This is a genomic window from Streptomyces similanensis (genome assembly GCF_039543625.1).
GTDB classification, from domain to species: Bacteria; Actinomycetota; Actinomycetes; order Streptomycetales; family Streptomycetaceae; genus Streptomyces; species Streptomyces similanensis.
On sequence record NZ_BAABKC010000049.1, the window covers coordinates 242496 to 267548 of the forward strand.

The following is a 25053-nucleotide window of genomic DNA, read 5'->3' on the forward strand; positions in this document are numbered from 1 at the left end:
GCTCCGCCCCGCGCTCAGGCTTCCGGCCAGGTCGTGCCACACGGTGCCGGTTGAGGGTCCTGCGAGTCGGACGCCGTACGAGGACCGGGCACCGTGGCCGCCGCGGCGGCGAGGGCAAGGTGGAAGTTCATGTCCAGCTCGAACCGGCCCGGTCAACGATCCCCCCTTTTGGTACGAACGGAGGCCGCGTCGACGATCGCCGAGGTCCAGTCCACCTCACCCCGGGCCCCGAGTTCGTCCAGCACAGCCCGGTGCAGCCGACGCCACAGGCCAGCCTCGGTCCATACCGTGAAGCGGCGATGCGCGGTGGCGGGCGACGTGCCGAACGTCGGCGGCAGATGCCGACAGCACAGCCGCTGGTCAGCACGTACACCACTGCCGCGAACACGGCCCGCTCGTCACGCGGGGCGGCCCCACCACCCTGCGGACGAGCAGCGAACGACGGCAACAACGGGGCAGCCAGCTCCCAGAGCTCATCAGGAACCAGACGCTTCGACAGGTCAGCACCCACGCCCGGCATCATGCCGCACGAACATCACGTCACGTGAGACAACCTCTACGCCTCGCTTGGTACCGCCGACCTGGCGGCCTGCTCGATCTTCGCGCAGTAGGCCGCGCGGGCTTCCTCACCGATCTGCTTCTCGTGTTCGGGGCGCAGCCCGGTCCGGCCGTCGAGACCCTCGCGCAGAATGTCGGCGTGCCCGGCATGCCGGACGGTCTCGCCGAGGACATGGACCATGACGGCGAACAGGTTCGTGTCGGTATAGGGCTCAGGCCACCACGGCACGCGGCCGGAGGCGTCGAGGGCAAGCGCCTCGATCGTCGCGTCCGAGTGTTCCCACGTGCGCCGGTAGAACCCGATGATCTGCTCACGGGTTTCGTCCTTGGTGGCCCACAGATCGCTGCCGTCGGAGTCCTGCCACCGGCACAGCGGTTTCGGTGAAGGACGGCCGAAGACCTCGCCGAAGTACCTGGTTTCGACCGTGGCCACGTGCTTGACGAGGCCGAGGAGGTTGGTCCCGGTCGCCGTCAGAGGCCGGCGGGCGTCGTACTCGGACAGGCCGTCAAGTTTCCAGAGCAGCGCCTCGCGGTCCCGCCGCAGTCTCCCGTGCAGGTTGTCTTTCGCGAATGCATCGATCATGCGGCACGAGCCTGCCACGGGCCTCCCCAGTTCTCAAGATCACGTACGCGGTCTGCAACGACTGGCAGAGCCGAGGCCCGGCCATGGCCGCCGCCCTGACCTGCCCCAAGAATCTCGCGAAACTTGCCACGTGAGACAACCTCTTATGCCTTATGACCTGGTCTTTTGTCATTCTCGCTCCTACGATCGACATCGGTCGAAAGGAGGGCCGGGTGGACCGGATCGTACGCACCGTCGAGGACGTTCTCGCGCTTTTGGACGGGCTCTTCGCATCTGAATCCGAGGCCGGCCGCTTGGTGACGGGCGACGGTAAGGGCTTCAGGGACCGCTTCTATGCCGACCGGTCAAGGCCGATTCCGTTCTTCGTGTCGAAGCCGGACGAGAATCTGGCCGCCTACCTCGACCAGGGCCTGATCGCTCCCGGCCGGGCCCTGGACCCGGGATGCGGGGCGGGCCGCAATGCCGTGTACCTCGCCTCGCGCGGTCTCGACGTGGACGCCGTCGACCTCTCCCCGGCGGCCGTCGGCTGGGGTGAGAACCGGGCTCACGACGCTGGAGTCAACGTCCGTTTTCTGTGTGGCGAAGCTTTCGCTCTCCTCGCTGCTGAGTTGAGCGGCCCGTACGACCTGGTCGTCGACTCAGGGTGCTCCCATCACCTGCCGCCGCATCGCCGGGTCAGCTACCTGGTCCTCCTCGACTGGGTCCTCGCCCCTGGCGGCCTTCTCGCGCTCACCAGCTTCGCTGCCGACGAGGGGGGAATGGGGTCGGAACTCACGGATGTGGACCTTTACCGTGAGCGCAAGTTGCAGGGCGGCCTCGCCTACACTCCCGAACCGCTGCGCTGGATCTTCTCTGACCTGGTGGAGGTGGAATTGCGCCGCATGCGGGAAGAGCCCCCTGAGTCGGCACTGTTCGGCGTGACGTTCCTGTGGGCAGCGTGCTTCCGTCGTGGTGCGGCCGCCACAGGCGACGTTCGCCCTGTTCACGACCGCGCGTAGGCGCTCGTCCTGGGCGTACTTGTTCCGCCAGATGATGTATCGGCGGATCATGCTGCCCTGAGCATTGTGGGTGGGGTGGTCGGTGCCGTCGAGGGTGAATTAGCGCAGGGCGGTGAACTGGGCCTCGATCCGGTTCAGCCATGAGGAGCTGGTCGGGGTGTAGGTGATCTCGACGTTGTTCGCCTCGGCCCAGTCCGCGGCCCGGCGGCACCATTTCGTGGTCAGGCGCGGGGAGTAGTTGTCGCACACGATCGCGATGCGGTTCCCGATGGGGTGCAGAGAGCGCAGGTAGCGGCAGAACTCCAGGAACTTGCTGCGGTTCTTGGTCTTCTTGATGTGACCGTAGAGCTGGTCATTGCCCAGGTCGTAGGCGGCGAACAGATGCCGGACGCCGTGCGGGCGGGGTAGGTCGCACGGCGGCGGGGCCGCGGCTCGCGGTCGGGGTTCTTGTGCTTGCCGCCCGCTCGGCCCACTGGCGTCCGGGGGTGGGGCTGGAGGTTGAGTGGGCCGAACTCGTCCATGCATAAGATGACTTCGGGCTCACCCTTCTCGGGTGCCACCTCGCCGTCGGCGATCGCGTAGAGGTGCTCGACCCGAACCTTCTTCGCGGAGTAGTCGGGGTCGTTCGAGGACTTCCAGGTCTTCACGCATTGAAAGGAGAAGCCCTCCTTGCGGAGCAGGACCCGCAGGCCCTCGTGGCTGATGTCGTCGACCACCCCCTCGGCGACCAGGAAGTCGGCCAACTTGACCAGGCTCCAGGTCGAGAAGGGCAGGCCGTGCTCGGCCGGCTTGGACTTGGCGATCTTCTTGATCTCGCGACGCTCGGGCAGCGTGAACGTCCTGGGGCGCCCGCCCTTGTACTTCGGGTAGAGCGAGTCGAAACCGTCGGCATTGAAGTTGTGCAGGACGTCGCGGACGCGATCCGGGCTGGTGAACGTCACCGTCGCGATCTTGTCGACGGTCATGCCCTGCGCGGACAGCAGCACCATCTGGGCGCGCCGCCAGGTCACCACGGACCCGGTGCCCCGGCGGATGATCCGCAGCAGCCTTTGGCCCTCATCGTCATCAATCTCCCGCGCCCGCACCCGTTCAGCCACCAGGACAGCATCGACGACGCGCGCCGTCCGGGCCTGCACCCGGACGGCGCGTCACAACGAGGCGAACGTTGTCTGATGCGGCACCAGCTGTTCTGTTCGGGGAGGTTGTGGACGGGTGAGCCAGGTCTCGGCTGAGGGATCTTGAACAGGTGAGGGCCTTCCGGTTCGGTGTGGATTGCGACGTCAACACCGACAGAAAGGCCCTCGTGGTCCACCGTAATGCACCTTTGACCGAGACCGGCCGCCTGCGCCTGGCCCGCTGCGTGGTCGAGGAGGGCTGGCCGCTACGGAGGGCCGCCGAGCGCTTCCAGGTCTCGCCGACCACAGCCCAGCGGTGGGCCGACCGCTATCGGGGACTCGGCGCGGCCGGTATGAGCGACCGCTCCAGCCGGCCCCGCCACAGCCCCCGGCGCACTCCGGCCCGCACCGAGCGACGGATCATCAAGGTCCGGCTGCTGCGCAGGCGGGGGCCGGCCCGCATCGCGCACTTCCTGCACCTGGCGCCCTCCACCGTGCACCGCGTGCTGACGCGCTACCGCCTGGCCCGCCTGTCCCATCTGGACCGCACCACGGGCCGAGTCGTGCGCCGCTACGAACGCGACCGGCCGGGCGAACTCGTCCACGTGGACATCAAGAAGCTGGGCAACATCCCCGACGGCGGCGGGCACAGGGCCCACGGCAGGGCCCAGGAAAGCCGCAACAGCTCCGCGCACCGCGACCGAGCCCGGCCCCGCACCGTCCACGGCCGCCCCAACCTGGGCTACAGCTGCCTCCACACCGCCGTCGACGACCGCTCCCGCCTCGCCTACAGCGAGATCCTCACCGACGAGAAGAAGGAGACCGCCACCGGCTTCTGGCAGCGGGCCCACGCCTTCTTCACCCAGGCCGGGATCACCGTCGAACGGGTCCTGACCGACAACGGCTCCTGCTACCGCTCACGCGACTGGCGCGACACCCTGGCAGCATCCGGGATCGCCCACAAACGAACCCGGCCCTACCGGCCCCAGACCAACGGCAAGGTCGAACGCTTCAACCGCACCCTGCTCGACGAATGGGCCTACGCCCGCCCCTACCGCTCAGAAGCCGAACGCCGCGAAGCGTTCCCGCAATGGCTGCACACCTACAATCACCACCGCGGACACACTGCGCTGAAAGGGCAACCACCCGCCAGCCGCGTCCCCAACCTCACAGGGCAATACAACTAGCCTGTGATGCCGCCGCGGTCCGGGCCTGCGGACGCACCGCTGTGGCCGCCCTGTGGACGGCCGCCATCGCCGACGACCGCGCCACGTCCCTGGCCGCCCGAGCCTGAAACTTCACCCGCGCCGGTCACCGGCACCCGCCCCTGAGACTGCGCCGCTGGTTCGCCCTTCACGCACCGCTGCGTCCCAGCGACACGCCGCACCCCCTCAGCGCCCTCCCCGGGGCGGCACCCTGCGAGACCCCTTGCAGCTCAGTCGGACAGTGAGCGCCCGCAGGCTGTGACGCGGGCCAGGACGGAAAAGGCCGGCTCTCCGCCCCGCAGGCGCTGCTTGACGCGCATGCCGTCCAAGACGATGTCCATCGCAGACACGGCGATGCCCGCCGTGAGGCAGTCCCGGGCGATCGCGGCACCGTTGACGCCGACGGCACCGATCCACGCCTCCATCTCCGCGGGCCACAGCCCCACTCGAGTCCATGCCTGCGCCAGGTCCCGCAGTTCGGCCCGGCGCGGGTGTCCTGCACGGCGGCTGAGCACCTCGAAGGCGTAGTCCTCCCGCGCACGCCGGTTTTCGCGGCGGCGGCCTCCATCCTCCGAGCGCCGTCGGGACACGGCGGCACGGGCGGTGCGCCGGCGAACTGCGGCCAGGTCGGCCGCCAGGTCCAGGCCCTCGCGGGCGGCGATGTCTTCAGCAGTGGCGCTCGGTGTGGCGGTGTCGGTGGGTGCGAGGAGGGCGTAGACGGCCGCAGTTCGGGGTCGGTGAATCGGACACGTGAGGGCGGTCGGGCGGCCACTGGCTGTGGTCCGGTGCGCTTGTCGTGCAGGTAGGCGCGAACGGGCTGGTAGCTGCCCTTGTAGCCGAGCGGGACGATCTCCTCCCACAGCTTCCACGCGTTGGTACAGCCCTCGTTCCAACGGTCATCAAGGTGGGGCTTGTAGTCATCGAGGACCGAGGGTCGGTTCTGCCGCTGCCCGGTGAACAGTTCCTCCGGCGTTACGGCATCGGCGAGCTGTTTCACGGTGCGCCAGGTCATCCCGAGCTGCCGCTGGACCGAGCGTCGGCTGTGTCCTGGCTCCAGCAGGGCGTGGACGGCGGCGTGCCGGGACCGGGTCCGGTCGGCGAACCGGTGTCCTCGTGGCCAAGGTGACACCGCCGAGTCTGCGGCAGGGACGGCCGGATGTTCAGGTTGAGGCGCTGTCGGCGTCAGAACGTGCAGGCATCGGCGGTGCTGGGCGACGCTCCGCTCGGCGGCCTCGCTCAGGTTGTGCCAGAGATGCCACCTGTCTGCGACCTGGACCGCCTGCGGTGCTCCGACCGAAATGCCTTCTGCGAAGAACGGCGCTCGGTCCCGGCATACGACCTCGATGCCGGGTCGCTGGGCGAGCCAGGCGGCCAGGCTGGATGCCTCCGGTCCGGGAGCAGATCGATCGGACGGCGGGTTTCGATGTCCACCAGGACGGTGCCGTAGTGGCGGCCCTTGCGGGTGGCGTACTCGTCGACACCAACTACTCGCGGGGTGGTATCTCCGGCTCAGGCAGCGCGTCGACCAGGCGCAAGACCGTGCTCCGGCTGATGGATACGCCGAGGACGGAAGCCAGCCGGGCGCCAGCCCGTCCGGCCAGGGCAAGCCCGACTGCGGCCAGAGTGGAGCGCAGCCGCTCGGTGCGCTGGCCATACCTGCGGGTCAGGCCGGGTTTCTGCCCCACGAAGGTCCGGCGGGCGCACATGGTGCTGCGACACCGAAACCGCCGAACTCGTAACTGGAGCAAGACTCCACGTCCGGCGCTCGGTGCGTCAGCGGGAGACCGCAGGAAGGAGCTATGAACCCGGGTCGACCAGGTCCCGCACCCGGGGCAGGCGGCGCCGACCGTGGTGCACTGCGCCTCAACACGCACTATCTCGATATTCACGTCTACCGACAGCACCGCAATGTCCGCGATCGACGGGAACAGCAGCTCCTTCAGCCGGAGCACGACCTCTTCCATGGCCCGGACTTTCAGCCCAACCACCGGGTAGACGGTTGATTTTCGGGCGACTTCCGAAGTCGTCCTGAGACGTTCACCTGTCACTCACAGTGGCCGCTGCACGGAATCTGCGCCAGAACCAGGACTCGTGATTGAAGCCAAGTGGGCGATGTCGGCGTAGTAGGCGTAGTCGCCGGTTCGGGCGAGTTCGTGCAGGCGGTCGATGACGGCGCAGGCCTTGTCCTGCTCGCCGAGGACGGCGTGGTGGAAGGCCGGGGCCAGTTCCAGGACGGCTTCGGCCGCGGTGATGCCGGCATCGCGGGTCTCGGCGCGCAGGTCGCGGGCGGCTTCGAGTCCGGGCGGGGTGCCCGCGTCGCGGACGAGCTCGGTGATCCTCACTGTGAGGTGGGTGGCGCGCAGGTCGAGGCCGGTGAGGAGTTGCTCGGCGAGCTGGTGCTGGCGGCGGGCGAACGCACTGAGGAGGTCGACCAGAGCGCCGGCCGCTGTATCCAGTCCCGTGCTGCCGGTGGCGGGTGGGGCCAGGGACCCCTACCCGGAGTGTTGTCCTGGCCGGAACAGCATGTCATCAATTCTTTCAATGGTGCTATCGTCATTAGCACCATGTTGCTGCGTCTGGACAAGAGAGACACTCGGCCCCTGCACGAGCAGGTGGCGGGCGCGATCCGTCGCGCCATCGCCGAGGGGGAGTGCCTGCCAGGGGACCGCCTCCCGTCGGCACGTCACCTCTCGCAGGTGCTCGACGTCAACGTCAACACGGTCCTGCGTGGCCTGCGCGGTCTCAGGGACGACGGGCTGCTGGAGTTCCGCAGGGGCCGTGGAGTGACCGTGGCCGAGGGCGCCGACCAGCGGTCGGGCCTGCTGGAGCGAGTGCACGGCCTGGTGAGGGACGCCGCCCGGCTGGGTTACAGCAGGACCGAACTCATCGAGATGATCAGGGGGATACCGTGAACGACCGCACAGCGCCCTCCCGCGGCGCACGCTGGGGCGGCGTGGCGTGGACGGTGGGCGCCGCCGCACTGATCGCCGCCCTGCCGTGGAGCGCGAGTGGACGCCTGCCCGACCGACTAGCCACCCATTGGAAGCTCGGAGATGGTGCGCCCGACGGTTCGATGCCACTGTGGGCAGCATCCACCTTCCCCGCGCTCATCTGGCTGGGTTTGGCGGCTGTCGTCCTGCTGATGCTCCGGCGCGGCGCAGGCTCCTCCCCTGCGCCAGGAGAGGCTTGGACCGCGACCGCACTGCTGTCCACGGGTGCGCTCCTGATCGGCGCACAGGCGTCCGTCGTCCGCGCGAACCTCGACCGCGCGGACTGGCACGACGCGCATCAGCCCACCCCCTGGCTCGTGGCCACCCTCGTGGCGACGGTGGTCGGGGGTATCGCCGGATGGCTGGTGACCGTTCGCCGACGGCAGGCCGCTGCTCCCGCCGCACAGGAACGCCCGCAGGGGCCGGTTCTGCAGATACCCGAAGGGCAGCGCATGGTATGGCTGTCCCGGACGGTCAATCCCTGGCTCCAGCTGCTGGCCGCGATGACCGGCCTGGTAGCCGTGGCCGCGGGCATCGCTCTCGTCAGCGGGCTTGCCGAACCGGCACAGTTCGGAGCGCTGTTCATCCCCTTCGCGCTCGCCTCCCTTGCCGTGGCCGGCTGCGCGGCCGTTCAGGCCCGTGTGTCGGAGCGGGGTCTGGAGGTGGCGTTCGGACCGTTCGGCTGGCCCGTGCGCCGTTGGGACGCGGCGGACATCGAGTCCGCCCGTACCGAGGACCGCACTCCCGCACAGGTGGGCGGCTGGGGGTACCGCCTCAGCGGGCTGGGCACCACGGTCATGCTGCGCCGCGGTCAGTGCCTCGTCATCCGCACGAGGAGCGAGGGAAAGGAATTCGCCGTCAGCATCGACGACGCTGAGCGCGGCGCTGCTCTGCTAAACGCGCTGAGTACACCTCAATCGCGCTGACCATGAGGCGTTTTTCCGGTGCGGAGAATGGTGGCTGAAAATTAATCATCTCAGGGGAATCGGAGCTAAACATTCCGTAGCGTGCGTGTGATCCAACCCACAGAAAGGTTGGAATCAGGTAAGAATCATGTGAGGATCTCTACGGAAAGATCAGGCGCCGGGGGGACGCACTGACTATGCGCTCATTCCCCTCCGGCGCACTCAATCCAAAAGAGGGGATCCAAGTGAGTATCAAACAGCGCGGAATGCTCGCCGTCGCCGGTATCACCGCAGCCGCGGTATGCCTGACAGCCGCTCCCGCTGCGACCGCGGAACCGGCCACGAAGGCCTCCGTGTCGACCGCAGCGGAAACCGCCGTTTCCGCGAAGGACGACGGTGAGAACGTGTTCCGCGGCCTGTTCTTCGCGCAGGGCAAGGTGGGGGAGGAGCTCGCCAAATTGGACCTCTTCGCCGAGGCTCGTCAGCACCTCGACAACGACTCGTACGAGGAGATCCGCGCCGCGAACGCGGTCATAGACCTGATCAACAAGAAGTCGCCGGACTTCTTCGCCCATTTCAGCGACAACGTTCGCAGCGGCAACCCGCGTCAGGTCGAGCAGGCCGTCGTCGATGCGCAGGACATGCTCCTGGCCGTCGCGCAGAAGGCGGACGCCGGCGCCACTCCGGTGGAGAACGGCCAGCTCTGCGGGGTCACCGTCGCCGTGGGCGCCGCGGTGGTGCATGTCGCGGCCGTCGTCACCGCGGCCGGCGCCGTCGTCACGGTCACCATCGCGGTCGGGGCCAACTTCGTGAAGGGCAAGAACTGGTTCTGGAGCCCGGAACCCACCTCCGGCGACGGCTCGCAGCTGTCCCGTGACGAGGCCGTGGCCCAGGTGACGGAGGCTCTCAAGGCCTGAGCCTTGCGGGAGGAGCGAGGAGGCTGCAGACTCTTCGCCCTTCCCGCGGGCCGCCCGGCCAGGGCCGGGCAGACGCCGCGACAGTCATGAACAATTCACTGCGTAAAGTCCGCGACAGTTTCACCAGAAGCAGCGGCCGGACCGTCACGGTTTCACGGCGGGCCATCGCTGCCGTCTGCGTCGTCTGGGCCGTTGCTATTCTCTACGTGGCGCAGGAGCAGCTACCCAAGAACGCCATCACGCTGCCGGCACAGAAGGAAGCCCGGCATACCGTCGTCAATGTCGCACCGCAGGGATGGGCCTTCTTCACGAAGTCACCCCGTGATGTGGAAGTCGTCCCCTACGGAAAGCGATCCGGGCATTGGCAGCCGCTGTCCATGACGCCTCATTCGTCGCCGAAGAATGTCTTCGGTTTCGACCGGGCTTCGCGAGCACAGGGGGTGGAAATTGCCATGGTACTCTCCGCGGCCAAAAAGGGCGACTGGCATCCCTGTAAACGGGACCGTGAAAGCTGCCTCACCGAATTCGGTGCGCCGGTCCGCACGATCAAGAGCACCTCACCCGAGCCTTCCCTGTGTGGAACGGTCGGCTTCCTGCAGGAGCGCCCCACCCCGTGGGCCTGGCGCGACCTCGTCGACGAAACACACACTCCCGAGCGCGTCATGGTGCTGAGGGTGACCTGCTGATGCCCCAACTCAAGATCCCATCCCCATGGACCACCGGATACGGCCTGGCCAGGACGCTGCTCGCGCTGGGCACCCTGGGCACCCTGGCCTTCAGTGACTCCGCGACCCTGTTCCGCGAAGTCGCCACCGTCGGCCACTACCCGCTGTGCAAAGGCGTCACCGGAGCTGGCGCATGGTGTCTCGTCCCCACACAGGACTACGACACTGTCCGCTGGCTGTGCTGCCTCGTCCTGCTGCTCGTCGCCAGCGGCTGGCGTCCGGCGCTGACCGCCATCCCCCACGCCTACATCGCCTTCAGCGTGTTCACAGGGATCGCCATCCCCGACGGCGGCGACCAGATCACTTGGCTTCTCAGCCTTCTCATCGCCCTCGTCGCACTCGGCGACACCCGCCGCTGGCACTGGCAGGCGAACACCGACCGGACCGCCGGCGACCAGACCGGCACCAAGCCACACCGCCGGTACCTGGCGCTACTCGGCACCAGCGCCCTGGTCCTGGCCCGGCTCCAGATGTCGGTGCTGTACTTCCAAGCCTGCGTGGCCAAGCTGCCGCACGCCGAGTGGGCCGACGGAACAGCGCTGTACTACTGGATCAACAATTATGCGTTCGGGGCGGCCGACTGGCTTCACCCCGTACTGAACGCAGTCGTCCAGAACCCACTCGGGGTCGCACTGATGACGTGGCTCCCCCTGGTCATCGAACTGTCCCTGGCGGCAGCATTGCTCCTCCCTCAGAAGGTGCGCTGGATCCTGCTTCCGATCGGAATCCTGTTTCACCTGGGCATCGCCATCGTCATGGGCCTTTGGAGCTTCGCCCTGGCCATGACGGCGGGCCTGCTGCTCCTGCTGGCCCCGCTGGGCCACGACCCCGATTTCACAGTCCTGCTGCGTTCCCGCAAAAACGACACGACCGCCCCCGCACCCGCGCGTTCCAAGGACTTGGCCCCAGAGGGCGAAGACCCGGAGATCAGCAGCGGACGCGTCACCGCCGCCTGATTGGCCGATAACACTCGTCAACCGAAAGGAACCTTGTGTTCGGAAAAACCAGAGCTGTGGCAGCCGTCTCGCTCCTCTCGGCGGCCTTGGTCCTCGGGGTCTCCTCGGCCTCCGCCGAGAACCGGGCAAGTGAACAGAGCGGGGCCGGATGGTCCGCCTCTTACGCCACCGTCAACGCCTCGGGCACAACTCGCCCGCTGAAAGACGAAAGCATCATCAACCCGAAGACCGCCGTTGAGGGCGAGCTCCGGAACACCGGCTCGGAGTGCTACTCAGTCTGGATCCAGTGGACGGTCGACATGACCGTGACCCCACCCTTCAAGATCGGCACCCAATGCGGGACCGGGACGGCTCCGGTGTATTTCGAGAAGACCGGAGGGCTGGGTACGACATGGGTCCGGGTATGCCGCGGTAACAGCACACCGCTCAAGGAATGCGGTCCCCTGACATACCTGTGACCAGCCCCAGGGCACTGTCATCGCGCCCGCTGCGGGCAGCACGACCCGCACCGGCACGGGGCCGGGCATAGCAGGATCGGAGGGTGGCGTCACGTTCAGCACGGGACGAGATGGCCGACCTTGTGCTGGAAGGTTCCGTCGCCGCGGTGCACCCTGGGCATGGACTGGTTGGGGCCTGCGGGTGCTGCGGTGGCGGCGGGCTCGTAGCCTGGAGGTGCTCGGGGCTGGTGAGAGGGCTGTCTGTATGCCTCGAACAATCTGGTCCGGCGCGGTCTCGTTCGGTCTGGTTACCCTGCCTGTGCACGTCCAGTCGGCGACGGAGGACCACGGCGTCCGTTTCCACCCGTGCCACCTGGAGGACATGGGTTCTTTGGGGATGTGAGGTGTTCTTGCGTGGGTAACGCTGGTGCCGGCACAGGTGGGGGCCATTGGTCTGGGTAGTGCTACATGCAACAGCTGTGGTGCTCGCCGTCCACCGTGACGACGCCTTCGCTCACGGGATGCTGGGGGCCCGGACGCACAGTGCGTGGTCGATCAGGGCGCTGCCCGCGTTCTCCTGTTCCAGGATGTGTTCCGGGGTGTCGCCGCGTGCCTCGGACATGGCGACCACGGCGCTTCGCCTGCCATCGGCGGTGACGCCGTTGAGGGTGATGTAGCCGCCGTCCCCGCCCTCGTGGCTCCAGTAGGTTCCTCCGCAGCTCAGGGGGCGTTCGACCAGGCCCAGTCCGTATCGGCCGCCGGGCCACGACTGCTGCAGCTCCCCGCTCACAGGCGCGGTCTGCTTCATCTCGGCCAGCTGCCGCGTCGGTAGCAGGCGGCCCCCGAGCAGCGCGCGGAGGAAGCGGTTCTGGTCCCGCGTGGTCGTGACGAACGAAAGGCTCTCGTGCTCCACCGGTATCTGCTCGGTCACATCCACCACGGAACCGGGGCCGAAGAGCTGGTATGCCCTGGCATGCGGCCGGGGCAGGGTGGCCGAGGTGCCGCCCCACCGGGTCTGGTCGAGGCCGAGAGGGCGCAGGATGCGGTCTTCGATCTCCTGGTGGGCGGGGTGGCCGGTGGCCTTCTGGACGATCATGTCGAGCAGGATGTAGCCGGTGTTGGAGTACCCCCAGCCCTCGCCGGGCCGGAAGTCCGGCGCATGGGCCATGGCGCGGGCGACCAACTGCTCGGAGCTGTAGACGTCGTAGCGCTGCTGATAGTACTCCTCCGGCGTGGTGTATCCGGGCAGGTCGTCGTGGATGCCGCTGGTGTGCTGGAGCAGTTGACGGACGGTGATCCGGCTGCCGTCGTTGCCGTTGCCCTGCACTACTCCTTGCAGCCAGTGGTCGACCGCGTCGTCCAGGGACAGCCTGCCCTCGGCCTCCAACTGGAGGACCACGGTGGCGACCAGCGTCTTGACCGTGCTGGCCATACGGAAGTAGCCGTCGGCAGAGACCGGGCGGCCGGTGATCAGGTCGGCGGTGCCGCTGCTGGCGACCGACTGCCGACCGTCAGGCGTGATCATGCGGGCCTGCACACCACTGATACCGAGAGCGTGGATCGCCTCGGTGTCCTGGCGTAACTGCTCCATGGGAGAGGGGCCAGCGGGCCGGGCGACGGCAGTGGTCACTTCGGCGGCGAGCAACGTAGCGACACCCACCGCCATGGCGAGGCACTTTCGCAGAGTCGAAGGCATGGCCGAACGCTAGTTTCGCCCTCTGACGGGGCGCGATCCGGCACACCCCACGATCGCGCTGGGGATATCCCCCTAACGAGCTCGTGCACGGTAGGCGGTGAGGCGTCTGGCTGCTGATCGTCGATCATGGTCGTGTGGTGGGGAATGCGTCTCGTACAGCGATCATCAGCGACCGGAGGATCACGGGCCTGTCGGCTGACGTGATCGCTGAACTCGTTGCTGAGGTGGGACCGTTGTGGCACGACCGACACCAGGCCAAGCTCGCGTCCAGGCCGCGGAAGCGGGCTGTGGGCGCGGGTGCGAAGCACCGGCTGGTGTTCGTCGACCGGCTCCTGGCCACGCTCGTGCATCTGCGCCATGCCGTCACTCATGACGTGCTGGCCTGCTGGTTCGGTGTGGACCGCTCCACCATCACCCGCGCCATCGGCGAGGTGCGGCCACTGCTCGCCGAGCGAGGGTGCACCATCAGCCCGGATGTGCGGCTGCGGACACTGGCCGAGGTCGTCGACCACCTCGGAACCAGCGGGACGACCGGCATCATCGACGGAACCGAGATCCGCGTCAGGCGCCCGGCCGCCGGGCGCCGGGCGCACGGACCGGGACAAGTTCATCTCCGGCAAGAGCAAGCAGAACGCGGTCAAGACCATGGTCGTCACGGACGGCGACGGACGCGTCCTCTACTGCAGTCCGGCTCAGCACGGCAGCTGCGCAGACATCACCCACGCCCGCCAATTAGGGCTGGTCAGGCCCTTGGACGGCGGGCCCGCACTGGAGATCCTCGCGGATGCCGGTTACCAGGGTCTGGGCGCCCAGACCGGCGGGCGCGTGGTGACGCCACCGCACCGCAAGTTCAAGAAGAACGCCCCGAACTGGTACGAGGAGATGCACGAGCGCCAGCGCAAGGCGCACTCCTCACGCCGCATTCGCGTCGAGCACGGCATCGCCCACCTGAAGAACTGGCGGGCACTGGCCCGCCACCTCGGCCGCCGCGAGCACATCAGCGACACGGTCCAAGCCATTGCCGGCCTGCTGTCCCACCAGCAAACTGCGGACCTGACCTCCGCACGGCAGATGTGAACACTGAGTCCCGCCGCAGTCCTCGACGCCTCACCGCCTACCGTGCACGAGCTCGTTAGGGTCCTGTTGGCTGCACGGAGAGAAGCACTCTCCAGGTGAAGAAGCGTATCGGGTCGTACCCGCGTGTCCGCATCGAGGGCGGTGGCCGGGCGGTGGTCTCGCAGGCCGGGGGCGTGCTGCTGGTGGGGGCCGTCCGCAAGGCCGGCTTGGATACCGCGATTTCCGCGGCACTGACGCCGTGGCGGAAGGCTCGGGCGGTGTGTGATCCGGGCAAGATCCTGCTGGATGTTGCCCTGGCGGTCGCGCTGGGCGGGGACTGCCTCGCAGACGTCGCGATGCTGCGGTGCGAGCCGGCCCTCTTCTGCCCGGTCGCCTCCGACCCGACCGTCTCCCGCTTCATCGACACCCTCGCGGCCTCCGGCGAGGCACCTTTGCAGGCCATCCGGGCCGCACGGTCCGAAGCCCGGCAGCGTGTCTGGGTGCTGGCCGGGGAGAACGCCCCGGACGCCGACGGACAGGTCACGGTCGACCTCGACGGCGTCCTGGTGATCGCCCACTCCGACAAGGAGGCCGCGGCCGCGACCGGGAAGAAGACCTACGGCCGTCACCCGCTGACGGCCTTCGTCGACCACGGCCCGGGCGGCACCGGAGAACCCGTCGCGGCCCTCCTCCGTTCGGGGAACGCGGGCTCGAACACGGCCGCCGACCATGTCACCACCGCCCAGCTCGCCCTGGCCCGGCCGCCGAAGAAGTACCGGTGCGGGCGGCAGACGCGGATCCGCACGGATTCCGCCGGCGGCACCCACAACTTCGTGGCCTGGCTCGCGAAGCGAGGACGCTGGCTGTCCTGCTCGGTCGGCATGGTGATCACCGAGGCCATCCACAGCCACGTCCTCAGGATCCCGGTATCGGCCTGGGCCCCGGCCGTCGAAACGGACGGCGAGGTCCGCGACGGCGCCTGGGTCGCCGAACTCACCGGCGACCTGCTCGCGGGCCGGCCGAGGGGCATGCGGCTGATCGTCCGCAAGGAACGGCCGTATCCCGGTGCCCAGTTGAGGATCACCGACGCGGACGGCATACGGATCACCTGCTTCGCCACCGACACCCCTGACCGGCCGATCGCCGAGCTCGAGCTCCGCCACCGCCTGCGGGCCCGGGCCGAGGACCGTATCCGGGCCGCCCGCGCGACCGGACTGCGCGACCTGCCCCTGCACCACACCGCCCAGAACAAGGTCTGGCTGGAGATCGTCCAGATCGCGCTCGACCTGCTGGCCTGGATGCCCATGCTCGCCCTGACCGGCCAGGCCCGGCTCTTCGAGCCCCGCCGGCTGCGATTCCGCCTGTTCTCCGCGGTCGCCCAGCTCGTCACCACCGGTCGGCGCCGCATCCTCCGCCTCGCCCGCCACTGGCCCTGGACCTATGAGATCACCGGTGCCTTTGAACGGCTCGCGCTCCTACCCAACCCCGGCTGACCAGCGGGTTCGCCCGTCTCTACGAAAAGAGGACCCAGCCCGGAGCAGTGGAACCCGGCGCCCACCCGAGGCGACACTCGGGCCATCGGAATGCCCGCCATCAGCCACCGAAAGCGAAACGGTCCACCGACTCCGTCGGCGGACCGTCATGCAAGATCGAGGCTAAGGAATCCACGCGATCCCAACTCCTCCAAGTCAAAAGCAACTTGCAATAGATGGCCGTCTCCATCCCGCTGACCGACGACGAGCAGGCGGCCGTCGAGGACGGCCAGGCAGCTCTGGACCGGCTACTCGACCGCCTCGCCGACACACCCATTCCGGCCGGCCCGACACCACGGAACTGGACATCCCGGCGACGGCCCCCCTTCTGCCGGTCGTCGACGGTCGACAGAGCCAGACGGGCTCCGCACCGCGCTGATATCGGAGTGCGCGCAGGCCCGGGAGAGTGTCACAGTCACTGCCGTGACTTTGATGAATGTGCTCGTCGACTTCGCCCGAGCCGGCCGGATCGGGCCCCTGAGCTGCGGAATGTCCTTGGCTGAGGCTGAGGACCTTCTCGGCCCGGGGCGCCCGCACCCTGCCCACATCATGAAGGGGCCCGGTATCGACGGCTACCCCTATTCCTGGGGTGGGCTGCAGCTGGTGGTCACTCAGCGGGCCGTCAGTGGAATCTGGATCAACCTCTGGCCCGGTTCGACCGCCAAACTACCCCCGCTTGTCCTTCCTGATTCCGAGTCGTTCGAGGCCACCGTCGTCCGCGAGGAGTTGGTCGCCGCTCTCGACGGCGCCGGCTGCCGGCATGTGGTCAATAGCACTCTCACCCTCGCCGAGCAGTCGAGCCTCCTCACCCAGCCCGCTGACGTCTGCGCGGTCTTCAGCCTGCCCGGGCGGAACAACCACGTGCCGCACCGTGATCGGCAGTACCTCGACGTGATGCACAAGCACACGGCTTGACATCGCTGATTCGACAGAATGATCCGGTTGGCGTGTCCTTCGACGACGCCGGAGCTGCAGGGCAGGGTAGGGCCCGCGATGACCGCGTCGCGGTCTCGGTCGATGCCGGCCGCGAGAGTGTGGAGGCCGGGCAGGTCGTCCTGGCGGACGGCGTCGGGCCACTGCGGGAGTCGTTTGCTCTGGCGCTCGGTGAGCATCTGGGCGAAGAATCGAACGTGACCGCTCAGGGCGTCGAGTTCGGGGCAATTGGCCAGGACGGTCTTGAGCCGGAGTTGATGGATCTGGGTCAGGGTCTTGGGTCGGCTGAGGATCCATTTCGTCATCACGCGGGGTGCCGGCGGTTGCGCGGTGACCGGCCGTGGCGAGGTGTGCTTCTCTCGCAGCTAGGCGCTGGCCCGGCCGTAGCTTCCTTGATGGCTCAAGGGAACGATCTCCTCCCAGAGCTTCCTGGCGTTGGTGCAGCTCTCGTCCCAGTGTTCGTCCAGGTAGGGCTTGTACTCGTCGAGGACGGGGGGTCTTGTTGTGCTGCCACTGGCCGCGAAAGAGGTCTTCCGGCTTCGCTGCGTCGGCGGGACTCTTGACGGTGGGGTGGGTCATGTTCAGTTGGCGCCCGATGGAACAGCGGCTGTGGCCGGCTTCTAGCAGCGTGTGGACCGTGGCGTGCCTGGCTCGGACGGGGTTGGCGAATCGCTCGCTCCGCCATGGCGAGTCCGTCTTCTCTTCGGGCGGCGCAGGTTCGTCGGCCTTCCGCTCAGGATCGGGGACCAGGACGCGAAGGCACTGGCGGTGGCGGGCGACAGAACGCTCAGCAGCCTCCCCGAGGTTGTGCCACAAATGCCAGCGATCGGCGACCTGCGTCGCCTGGGGGCCCCGGCTGTGGCGCCTTCCGCGAAGAACGGCGCGCGGTCCTGGCAGACGATCTCGATCCCGGGTCGTTTCGCCAGCCATACGGCCAGGCTGGACGCCTCTCGGTCAGGCAGTAGATCCACCGGCCGACGGGTCTCGACGTCGACGAGCACCGTGCCGTAGACCCGTCCCTTGCCAGTGACGCACTCATCGACACCGACTGCCCGCGGGGCCGGGACTTCGGGTTCGGGCAAGGCACCGAGCAGCCGTAAGAGTGCGCTGCGGCTGATGGACACCCCGAAGTCCCGTGCCATCCGGGTGCCGGCCCGGGCGGCGAGGGCGAGCCCCACCGCGGCGAGAGTCGACCGCAACCGCTCCGTCCACCTGCTGTGCCGCCGGGTCAACCCGGGCAACTGCTCAGCGAACGGCTGCCGAGCACACGAAGACCGCGGACAGAAGAACCGCCGAACTCGCTAGCTGCAGGACCACCAGACGTCCCCCGCTCGGCACGCCCGCGGGAAACCGCAGGTAAGAGCTGTGCACCCGGGTCGACTCGCTTCCACAGTTCCGCCTTGCGCACCCCGTGTCCCGTTTTCCTTGACCGACCCGATCCGACCCGACCCGATCCGACCCGATCCGACCCGACCCGGGCCGACCCGACCCGACCCGACCTGACCCGGCCCGACCTGACCCGGCCCGGCCCGGCTCAGGCGGTGACGGTGTGGGGGGCGGTGGGGGCGGCGGGGTGGGGGTGGGGGTCAGTGGTGCAGGGTGAGGGGCAGTGCTTCCAGGCCGCGCAGCATCATCGTGTTGCGCCAGCGCAGGTCGCGTTCCTGGCAGGCCAGGGTTGTTCCGGGGAAGCGGGCGAGGAGCGCGGTGAGCGCGATCTCGGTCTCCAGTTTGCCGAGCAGGGCGCCGAGGCAGCGGTGGATGCCACCGCCGAAGGCGAGATGGCCGGCGTCTGGGCGGTCGAGGTTGAGGCGGTCGGGGTCCTGGAAGCGCGCCGGGTCGCGGTTGGCCGCGCCGAGGGACAGCAGCACGAACTCGTCCTGCGGGATCCTGACCCCGCCGACGTCCACCGGCTCGGTGGTGAAGCGGGTGGTGGCCATACAGATGGGGGAGTCGTAGCGCAGGAACTCCTCGACGGCCCCGGGCATCCGGGTGGGATCGGCGCGCAGCCAGGCGGCCTGGCCGGGATCGCGCAGCAGCGCGAGGCAGGAGGTGCCCAGCAGGTTCACGGTGGTCTCGTGCCCGCCGATCAGCAGCAGGGCGACCATGCCCACGATCTCGTCATCCGTCAGTTCCCCGCGCTCGCGGGCCGCCAGCAGTTCGGTGAGCAGATCGGCGGGACGGTCATTGCGGCGGATACGCCGGTCGGCGAGGGCCAGGACGTAGGCGCCCATCTCCTGGACGGCTCGCCGGAACGCCGCGTGGTCGCCCTCCTGGGTGACGATGGCGGTCGACCACTTGCGGTAGAGGTCGCGGTCCTCGGGCGGGAAGCCGAGCAGTTCGCAGACGACGAGGATCGGCAGCGGGAAGGCGAAGTCACGTATCAGGTCCACCGTGGCGGTGGTGGCGCGGGTCGTGCGGAGCGCGGCTGCCGCGTCCAGCCCGTCGAGGAGTTCGAGGGTGATGCGCTCGACCATCGGCCGCATCGCCTCGACCCGCTTGCGGCTGAACGCCGCCTGGACCACGCGGCGCAGGCGGGTGTGGTCGGGCGGATCGCTGCTGAGCATATGGGTGATCTCGGTGCCCAGGTTGACGCCCTCGACCCGGCTGTCGGCCAGGGCCTGGGCGCGCCGCGCATCCTGCGCGAAGCGGCGGTCGAAGAGCGCGGCCCGGACATCGGCGTAGCGCGGGATGATCCACAGCCGCAGGCCGCCGTCGCTGTGCAGCACGGAGACCGGGGCCGATTGCCGCATCCTGGCCAGGGTCGGGTACGGGTCGCTGAGGAACGCCGGCGGGTTCTGGCGCGGTTGCGTCGTCTCGGGCTGCTCCGGCCGGTGCTTGTCCGGGCGGGGACTGTTCGTCCGGGGTGCTGCCGTCGCTGCCGTGGCTGTGGTCATGATGTTTTCCTGTCCTCACCGGTACGGCCGGCGCCGCGGCGGGGTGCCGGGCGTGGCACCCCGCTACGGCGCTGCTCGGGCTCACTGCAGAGGCGACTTGTCCTCCGTGTTCTTCTTCGTGCGGGTGGTGCAGGTCCGCGCCGGGCCGTTCGGCCGGACCGGGACCGCCTTGTCCAAGGCGGCCTGGGTGTGCGGCGGAATGATGATCCCGCGCTCCCGCTCGGTGGCGCTGATGGGGTCGACGCGCAGTCCGTGACGCTTCATGGGGTTGACCTTTCCTCGGTGTGGTGGACGGGGTGGTGCGAGCCGGTCCGCCCGCTGTCGCGGCGGTCGGCGGTTCTGGGGGAGGCGCGCAGCGTGTCGTCGGCGTAGCGCACCATGGCGTCCCAGGCGGCGGCGTGTCCGGCTGGGTCACGGCCCACGTCGTGTCCGCCGCCGAGCCACCGGACGCGATGGGGGACGTCGCGGCGCCGCAGCGCGGCGAGATAACGCTCGATCTGTTCCGCAGGGCACTTCTCGTCGTCCACCGAGGCGGCGAGGAAGAGCGGGCCGCGTACGCGGCCCACATAGGTCATCGGGCAGGCCGCGCGATAGCGGTGTGGCACCTGCTCGGGGGTGCCGCCGAAGAGGCGCTCGTCGACCTCCCGCAGCGCCGGCGTCGTCGCCCGGTACGCCGCCGTGTAGTCGGCCACCGGGGCGACGGCCAGCCCCACGTCCCACAGCCGGGGCTGGACGCCCATCGCCAGCAGCGTCAGATAGCCGCCCCAGGAGTAGCCGCACAGGCCGGTACGGCCCGGCTCCGAGACTCCCGCGTCGATGAGGTGGCCGCGCACCGCGGCGAGGTCTTCGAGCTGGGCGAGGCCGACCCGGTGGCCGAAGTCGTCCCGCCAGCGGGGGCCGTAGCCCGTCGAGCCGCGGTAGTTGGTGCGCACCACGGCGAATCCGGCCCGGACCAGGGCCTCGGTGCGGGCGTCATAGGCGTCCCGGTCGTGGGTGTGGGGCCCGCCGTGGACGAGGAAGACCGTCGGCCAGGGGCGGTGGCCCGCCCTGCGGCCGGGCGGGGTGGCCACAAAGCTGTGGATCCGCCCGTACGGCCGACGTGTCCACAGCTCGCGGCGCCTGGACCCGGTCGTTCCACCGGGCGCCGTGCCACGTGACGCCGTCGCGGAGCGGCCGGAACGTTCCGGGGATTCCGCGGGCTCCGCACTTTCCTGTCTTTCCAGGCTGTCCGGGCTTTCCGGGTGGCAGATCAGTGGCCGGGGCGGTTCGCCGTCGCGGCTCCACAGGCAGTGGACCGTGCGGTCGGGTGCGCAGGAGAAGTCGATGATCGTGCCCTCGGGCGTGGGAAGCACCGTCGTCGTACCGCGGTCGAGGTCGGCGCGGACCAGGCGGCTGCGTCCCGCCCGGTCCTGCTGGACCAGCGCCGTGCGGCCGGGCCCGTACCAGCAGGCGGTGATCTCCGTATCGAAGTCGAGGGCGGAGCCGGGACCGTGCGTACGGATCCCCTCGCCCTGCCGCCACAAGGCCAGGGTGTAGCGGCCCGCGCGTTCGAGGACGAGCAGCAGTTCCGGCCGTGCGGTGGTGAGGTCCGGGCAAAAGCCCAGCGCCCACACCGCGCCGCCGTCGCCGTCCCCGGCTGCGCCGGGGATCGCGTCCACGAGGACGCCGGAGGCCGGTGACCACAGCCGGACCGCGGCCGGCCCGGCCGGGCACCCCGCGGTGGCCAGCAGCCGGCCGCCGGGGGCCAGGCCCACCACTGCCGCATAGCCGGGCTCCTCGGCCACCAGGCGGGCGCGCTCGCCCGGTCGGCCGAGGTAGTACCGCGAGCGGTCCGCGACCCCGACACCGACGGCGGCGAGGCCGCTGCGGGGGTCGAAGGCCAGGCCGTGCATCCGCCCGGCGGGTACGCCGTCGAGCGCCGGGCGCGGGTGCCCGCCCTCGAACGGCCCGCGCAGCCAGCGGCCTTGACCGCCGGGAGCGGCGTCGAACCACCACAGGCCGTGGCCGTCCGGCTCGATGGCGGCGGTCTCCACACCCAGCGGTGCGGCGGTCACCTGCCGGCGCTGACCCGTCGACAGATCCCAGGCCACGATCTGCGGGAGACCGTCCACATACCGGGTCTCGACCGCTCGCCGTCCGTCGCGGGCGGCGAAGGACGGGACGTGCACCGCCGTTCCGATACCGCCGCTCATCACCGCCCCTTTCTCCGCTGGTGTCCGCTTCCGCCGCCGGTGGCCTTGGCTGTGGTGGGCTCCGACGGCCATCACACTGCCGGACGGGCCGGCCGCGTGGCAGGGAAGAAAGCGCAGCGGCACCGACAGTGAGCGACCGCCGGTCCTTCCCTGGCACCGGACGGTGGGCGGGCGACAGGGTGCGGGGGGCGACCACATGGCCCGGACCCACCGAGGAGAAAGAGGCGACCCGATGACGATCGCGGCGACCCGGCCCGGCGCAGCCCCCGTCCCACCCGGCGGAGCGCCGAACGGCACACCGGGTGGCAGGCCGAGCCGTGCGCTGACGGCGGTCTATGTCGCGGGCGCGGTGACGGCGTTGGGCACCCAGATGACCATGCTCGCGCTGCCCTGGCTGGTGCTGGAGACCACCGGCTCGGCCACCCGGGCGGGCCTGGTCCTCGCGGCCCAGGTGCTGCCCATGGCGCTGCTCGGCTTCGCGGGCGGAGAGGCCATCCAGCGCCTGGGCGCCCGCCGGACCATGGTCGTCTCCGATCTCGCCCGCGCTCCGGTGGTGGCGCTGATCCCGCTGCTGCAGACCCTGGGCGCGCTCAATCTGGCCGTCCTCCTGGCGATCGTCGCGGCGCTCGGGGCGCTGGCCGTTCCCTACCACGCGGCACAGCGGGTGCTGGCGATGGAACTGCTGAGCCCGCACGCCCGCTCCCTGGCCCGCGCCAACAGCGCGCTGGCAGGTGTGCAGAACGGCTCGGCGTTCGCCGGACCGGCGCTCGCGGGCGCGCTGATCCCGCTGGTGGGGACCACATCGGTGGTGTGGCTGGACGCGGCCACGTTCGCCTTCTCCGGGCTGCTGCTGCTGCGCCGCGTCCCGGCAGGGAGTGGCGGGGCCGGAGGGTCCGCGGCCGGACCCCGCGGCCTGTGGGCGGGGGTACGGCATCTGCGCGGTGACTGGTTCCTGCGCCGGGCGATGCTGTCCACCGTGGTGTTCGGGCTGATGCTGCGAACCCTGATGATCACCCTGCCGGTGCTGGCGTTCGCCCGGTTCGAGGGGGACGCCAGGGTCGGCGGCCTGCTGTTCGCCGCCGATGGCGCCGGTGGCCTGGTGGGCTCGGTGGCCGCCTATGTGCTGGCGGCACGGGTCGCCCCCGTACGACTCGCCTGTACGGCCCTGGTCTGCGTCGCTCTGCCCCTGTGGACGCTCCTGGTGCCCGTGCCGGCCGGCGTGCTCGTCGTCGCCGTCGGCCTGTCATCGGCCGCCGCGCCCCTGGCGAACGCGCCGCTGATGGGCCTGCTCTCCGTCCGGCTGCCGGATGGCTTCGGGCCCAAGGTGTTGCAGGCCGTGGTCACGATCAGCACCCTGGCCGGGCCGCTGGGCTTCCTGGCCGCGGGCGCCGTGCTGGACCGGGCCGGTGTCGCGGCGACCCTGTGGGGCGTCGCCGCGCTCGCGACGTTCGGCAGCGGCAATCTGATCCTGGCCCTGCGCCGCCTCCAGGCCACCGGGGACCCGGACTGACCTGGTTTTCCGAGAAGACCCCGGTCGACGGGGGTCACGCGGCGGCGGAGTTCAGCTTGTTCTTCATCTGCCAAGATCGGCCAGCTCTGCCGATGGCCTTGAGAGTCTCGGGCCGTTTGACGGTCTTGCCGGCGTCGTAGCGGGGTGCGGGATGGCGGTTCTTGGTTCCGGGTGGTCGCCCGGGAGGAGCAGCGCCGCGAGGTTGGGGAACACGGGCCGGACAGGTGTGGGGGATGGGAGTGGGGCTGATCGCTGCGGGGCGGCAACGCCGGGAGATGGTAGGGATGCGGGCGGCCGAGCTGTTCGAGCGGGAGATCAAGATGCCGGAGGTCGCAAGACGCCTGCGGGTGAGTCTGAAATCGGCCTACCGGTGGCGTCAAGTGTGGCGGGACGGCGGTCGTGAGGCTCTGGCCTCCCGTGGTCCGGGCGGGTCGCGGTGCCGTCTGTCCCCGCGCTGTCTGGAGAAGTTGGCCGCGTATCTGGAGCAGGGTCCGGCCGCGCACGGCTGGGTGGAGGACCAGGTGTGGACCGCGTCGAGGGTGGTCACGCTGATCGGCCGGAAGTTCCACGTCTCCTACAGCATCTCGAGTGCGACGAGGCTGATGCACCGGCTCGGCTTCAGCCCGCAGGTGGCCGCGCGGCGGGTCGCCGAACGCGACGAGCGGGTCGTGACCGCATGGAAGGAGGCGACCTGGGCGGAGGTAAAAGAGCCCGGGCGGCCTGCGGGGGCTACGTCTGCTTCGAAGACGAAGCCGGGTTCACCCGCCGGCCGCCCAAAGGACGAACCTGGGGTCGGCGCGGCCGCACCCCGGTTGTGACGGTCAGCGGGCGACGTTCGGGACGCCTGTCGGTGGCCGGGCTGATCGCCATGCGGCCCGGCTCCCGGACCCGGCTGTGCCACCGCCTGCGCACCCACATAGCGGGCAAAAGCACGCACCGCAGCATGGGCGAGCGGGACTTCGTCGCGCTGATCGACGGCGTCCACCAGCTCGTCAAGGTGCCGATCGTGCTGGTGTGGGACCGGCTGAACACCCACATCTCCCACGCCATGCGCGAGCTGATCTCCGGGCGTGAATGGGTCACGGTGTTCCTGCTGCACGCGTACTCAACCGACCTCAGCCCCATCGAGTGGGTATGGGCACACGTCAAACACAGCCTGGCCAACCTCGCCGTCGACCGACTCGAGACCCCTCGTACGCAACAGGCTCAAGCGCCTTCAGTACCGGCCCCTCGACGGCTTCATAGCCCGCACCGGCCTGACCCTCGACGATCCATAGTCACCCTGACGAGCCGAAGTCAGTACCTGATTGTATGGTGAAGAGACTACAGTGCTTCAGATGGGCGTTCGCAGCGGCTGCTGTCGCTGAACTCGGTGCGTGCGCAATGGCCCTGATGGACCCGAATGCTAAGACGTGGAATGTATGGGCGACAGGCTTTTGTCTTTCTGCTGAATTTCCTGTCAGTGAATCACCTCAAAAAAGAACGAACAGACTGTCATGAGTAAATCGGATTCGCTCTCCCGCACTGAAGGTCGCCGCTGATTTCTGATGGCAGTTGGCGTGCGCGGAGCGCCCGCCAACGTCCCGTACGGGACTGCGGAGCAGGCTCGGGAGGGGGAGGGCCCGGAAGAACCGAAGTCCTCCACACGACAACGGATTTCCGGCCCCCTTCCATAGCCAGCCACAGGAATTCGCGGAGCGAATTTCTGCAGTCCGAATTGCTCCGCAATTCGGACCGTGGGCAACGGAGTTGGCCACGCCGGTGACGGAGTCGCCGGCTACGCTGCGCGGAGCGCGGCGTTTGTCCGCCGCGTAGCGGCGGCGCGTCGTGTCTGCGGAGCAGACCGCGCGC

The 25053-nt window shown here is 69.3% G+C and carries 22 protein-coding genes and 5 pseudogenes; 15 read left to right on the forward strand and 12 right to left on the reverse strand.

Annotation, left to right across the window (positions count from 1 at the left end):
* Nucleotides 1-127 precede the first annotated feature (127 nt).
* Both ABEB07_RS39225 and ABEB07_RS18365 read right to left on the reverse strand, forming a co-directional pair.
* On the reverse strand, nucleotides 128-523 hold the full coding sequence (locus tag ABEB07_RS39225; protein WP_425589033.1) for a transposase: 396 nt from the start codon (nucleotides 521-523) through the stop codon (nucleotides 128-130).
* 33 nt (nucleotides 524-556) lie between these two features.
* The gene (locus ABEB07_RS18365; RefSeq protein WP_345669322.1) at nucleotides 557-1141 is read right to left on the reverse strand and encodes a DinB family protein; all 585 of its coding nucleotides are present in this window, start codon (nucleotides 1139-1141) and stop codon (nucleotides 557-559) included.
* 212 nt (nucleotides 1142-1353) lie between these two features.
* Between ABEB07_RS18365 and ABEB07_RS18370 the strand changes: the two genes are divergently transcribed.
* Complete coding sequence (locus ABEB07_RS18370) at nucleotides 1354-2139, forward strand: class I SAM-dependent methyltransferase (RefSeq protein ID WP_345669323.1); 786 nt, start codon at nucleotides 1354-1356, stop codon at nucleotides 2137-2139.
* Here the strand turns inward: ABEB07_RS18370 and ABEB07_RS18375 are convergent.
* A pseudogene (locus ABEB07_RS18375) lies at nucleotides 2107-3236 on the reverse strand (IS630 family transposase); the annotation flags it as partial. The gene ABEB07_RS18370 and the pseudogene ABEB07_RS18375 overlap by 33 nt on opposite strands.
* Nucleotides 3237-3442: 206 nt before the next feature.
* On the opposite strand from ABEB07_RS18375, the gene ABEB07_RS18380 reads away from it, so the two are divergent.
* The gene (locus ABEB07_RS18380) at nucleotides 3443-4441 is read left to right on the forward strand and encodes an IS481 family transposase (protein WP_345669324.1); all 999 of its coding nucleotides are present in this window, start codon (nucleotides 3443-3445) and stop codon (nucleotides 4439-4441) included.
* Between the two features lie 248 nt (nucleotides 4442-4689).
* On the opposite strand, the gene ABEB07_RS18385 is transcribed toward ABEB07_RS18380, so the two are convergent.
* The 3 genes from ABEB07_RS18385 to ABEB07_RS18395 all read right to left on the reverse strand — a co-directional run bounded on the left by ABEB07_RS18385 (nucleotide 4690) and on the right by ABEB07_RS18395 (nucleotide 6801).
* Entirely contained in the window at nucleotides 4690-5049 is a 360-nt protein-coding gene (locus tag ABEB07_RS18385) for a hypothetical protein (protein ID WP_345669325.1), read from the reverse strand.
* Between the two features lie 894 nt (nucleotides 5050-5943).
* Nucleotides 5944-6423 (reverse strand): transposase family protein, encoded by a 480-nt coding sequence (locus ABEB07_RS18390; protein ID WP_345669326.1) that lies wholly within the window; start codon nucleotides 6421-6423, stop codon nucleotides 5944-5946.
* A gap of 84 nt (nucleotides 6424-6507) precedes the next feature.
* Nucleotides 6508-6801 (reverse strand): hypothetical protein, encoded by a 294-nt coding sequence (locus ABEB07_RS18395; RefSeq protein ID WP_345669327.1) that lies wholly within the window; start codon nucleotides 6799-6801, stop codon nucleotides 6508-6510.
* A gap of 222 nt (nucleotides 6802-7023) precedes the next feature.
* Here ABEB07_RS18395 and ABEB07_RS18400 point away from each other — a divergent pair, with 222 nt between their 5' ends.
* From ABEB07_RS18400 to ABEB07_RS18430, 7 genes and pseudogenes are all read left to right on the forward strand, one after another.
* On the forward strand, nucleotides 7024-7371 hold the full coding sequence (locus ABEB07_RS18400) for a GntR family transcriptional regulator (protein ID WP_345669329.1): 348 nt from the start codon (nucleotides 7024-7026) through the stop codon (nucleotides 7369-7371).
* Nucleotides 7368-8375: a DUF1648 domain-containing protein gene (locus ABEB07_RS18405; RefSeq protein ID WP_345669330.1), complete on the forward strand. Its 1008-nt coding sequence runs from the start codon at nucleotides 7368-7370 to the stop codon at nucleotides 8373-8375. The genes ABEB07_RS18400 and ABEB07_RS18405 overlap by 4 nt, the downstream gene beginning before the upstream one ends.
* A gap of 245 nt (nucleotides 8376-8620) precedes the next feature.
* The gene (locus tag ABEB07_RS18410; protein WP_345669331.1) at nucleotides 8621-9271 is read left to right on the forward strand and encodes a sporulation delaying protein family toxin; all 651 of its coding nucleotides are present in this window, start codon (nucleotides 8621-8623) and stop codon (nucleotides 9269-9271) included.
* A gap of 86 nt (nucleotides 9272-9357) precedes the next feature.
* Nucleotides 9358-9957 (forward strand): SdpA family antimicrobial peptide system protein, encoded by a 600-nt coding sequence (locus ABEB07_RS18415; RefSeq protein ID WP_345669332.1) that lies wholly within the window; start codon nucleotides 9358-9360, stop codon nucleotides 9955-9957.
* On the forward strand, nucleotides 9957-10952 hold the full coding sequence (locus tag ABEB07_RS18420; RefSeq protein WP_345669333.1) for a sporulation-delaying protein SdpB family protein: 996 nt from the start codon (nucleotides 9957-9959) through the stop codon (nucleotides 10950-10952). Before ABEB07_RS18415 ends, ABEB07_RS18420 begins: the two co-directional genes overlap by 1 nt.
* A gap of 56 nt (nucleotides 10953-11008) precedes the next feature.
* Nucleotides 11009-11410 (forward strand): hypothetical protein, encoded by a 402-nt coding sequence (locus ABEB07_RS18425; RefSeq protein ID WP_345669334.1) that lies wholly within the window; start codon nucleotides 11009-11011, stop codon nucleotides 11408-11410.
* A gap of 244 nt (nucleotides 11411-11654) precedes the next feature.
* Nucleotides 11655-11777 (forward strand): annotated as a pseudogene (locus tag ABEB07_RS18430) (Ku protein); the annotation flags it as partial.
* Nucleotides 11778-11903: 126 nt separating this feature from the next.
* Here the strand turns inward: ABEB07_RS18430 and ABEB07_RS18435 are convergent.
* Nucleotides 11904-13085: a serine hydrolase domain-containing protein gene (locus ABEB07_RS18435; RefSeq protein WP_345669335.1), complete on the reverse strand. Its 1182-nt coding sequence runs from the start codon at nucleotides 13083-13085 to the stop codon at nucleotides 11904-11906.
* Nucleotides 13086-13429: 344 nt separating this feature from the next.
* On the opposite strand from ABEB07_RS18435, the pseudogene ABEB07_RS18440 reads away from it, so the two are divergent.
* The 4 genes and pseudogenes from ABEB07_RS18440 to ABEB07_RS18455 form a co-directional block, all read left to right on the forward strand.
* Nucleotides 13430-13486: pseudogene (locus ABEB07_RS18440) on the forward strand (transposase family protein); the annotation flags it as partial.
* Nucleotides 13487-13730: 244 nt separating this feature from the next.
* Nucleotides 13731-14162: a transposase family protein gene (locus ABEB07_RS18445; RefSeq protein ID WP_345669337.1), complete on the forward strand. Its 432-nt coding sequence runs from the start codon at nucleotides 13731-13733 to the stop codon at nucleotides 14160-14162.
* A gap of 95 nt (nucleotides 14163-14257) precedes the next feature.
* On the forward strand, nucleotides 14258-15634 hold the full coding sequence (locus tag ABEB07_RS18450) for an IS1380 family transposase (protein WP_345669338.1): 1377 nt from the start codon (nucleotides 14258-14260) through the stop codon (nucleotides 15632-15634).
* Between the two features lie 462 nt (nucleotides 15635-16096).
* Nucleotides 16097-16588 carry a hypothetical protein gene (locus tag ABEB07_RS18455; protein ID WP_345669339.1) on the forward strand — a complete coding sequence of 164 codons (492 nt, stop codon included), beginning with the start codon at nucleotides 16097-16099 and terminating at the stop codon, nucleotides 16586-16588.
* A gap of 638 nt (nucleotides 16589-17226) precedes the next feature.
* Here the strand turns inward: ABEB07_RS18455 and ABEB07_RS18460 are convergent.
* From ABEB07_RS18460 to ABEB07_RS18475, 4 genes are all read right to left on the reverse strand, one after another.
* Nucleotides 17227-17748, reverse strand: coding sequence for a transposase (locus ABEB07_RS18460; protein WP_345669354.1), 522 nt, complete (start codon nucleotides 17746-17748; stop codon nucleotides 17227-17229).
* A 444-nt stretch (nucleotides 17749-18192) separates the two neighbouring features.
* Nucleotides 18193-19500, reverse strand: coding sequence for a cytochrome P450 family protein (locus tag ABEB07_RS18465; protein WP_345669340.1), 1308 nt, complete (start codon nucleotides 19498-19500; stop codon nucleotides 18193-18195).
* An 81-nt stretch (nucleotides 19501-19581) separates the two neighbouring features.
* Complete coding sequence (locus ABEB07_RS18470; RefSeq protein ID WP_164584187.1) at nucleotides 19582-19764, reverse strand: hypothetical protein; 183 nt, start codon at nucleotides 19762-19764, stop codon at nucleotides 19582-19584.
* Nucleotides 19761-21692, reverse strand: a complete 1932-nt coding sequence (locus ABEB07_RS18475) for an alpha/beta hydrolase family protein (RefSeq protein ID WP_345669341.1) — start codon at nucleotides 21690-21692, stop codon at nucleotides 19761-19763. Before ABEB07_RS18475 ends, ABEB07_RS18470 begins: the two co-directional genes overlap by 4 nt.
* 232 nt (nucleotides 21693-21924) lie before the next feature.
* On the opposite strand from ABEB07_RS18475, the gene ABEB07_RS18480 reads away from it, so the two are divergent.
* Nucleotides 21925-23202, forward strand: a complete 1278-nt coding sequence (locus ABEB07_RS18480) for an MFS transporter (RefSeq protein ID WP_345669342.1) — start codon at nucleotides 21925-21927, stop codon at nucleotides 23200-23202.
* A 34-nt stretch (nucleotides 23203-23236) separates the two neighbouring features.
* On the opposite strand, the pseudogene ABEB07_RS18485 reads toward ABEB07_RS18480, so the two are convergent.
* Nucleotides 23237-23425, reverse strand: a pseudogene (locus ABEB07_RS18485) (hypothetical protein); the annotation flags it as partial.
* A gap of 10 nt (nucleotides 23426-23435) precedes the next feature.
* On the opposite strand from ABEB07_RS18485, the pseudogene ABEB07_RS39230 reads away from it, so the two are divergent.
* Nucleotides 23436-24479: pseudogene (locus tag ABEB07_RS39230) on the forward strand (IS630 family transposase).
* Nucleotides 24480-25053: the final 574 nt, after the last annotated feature.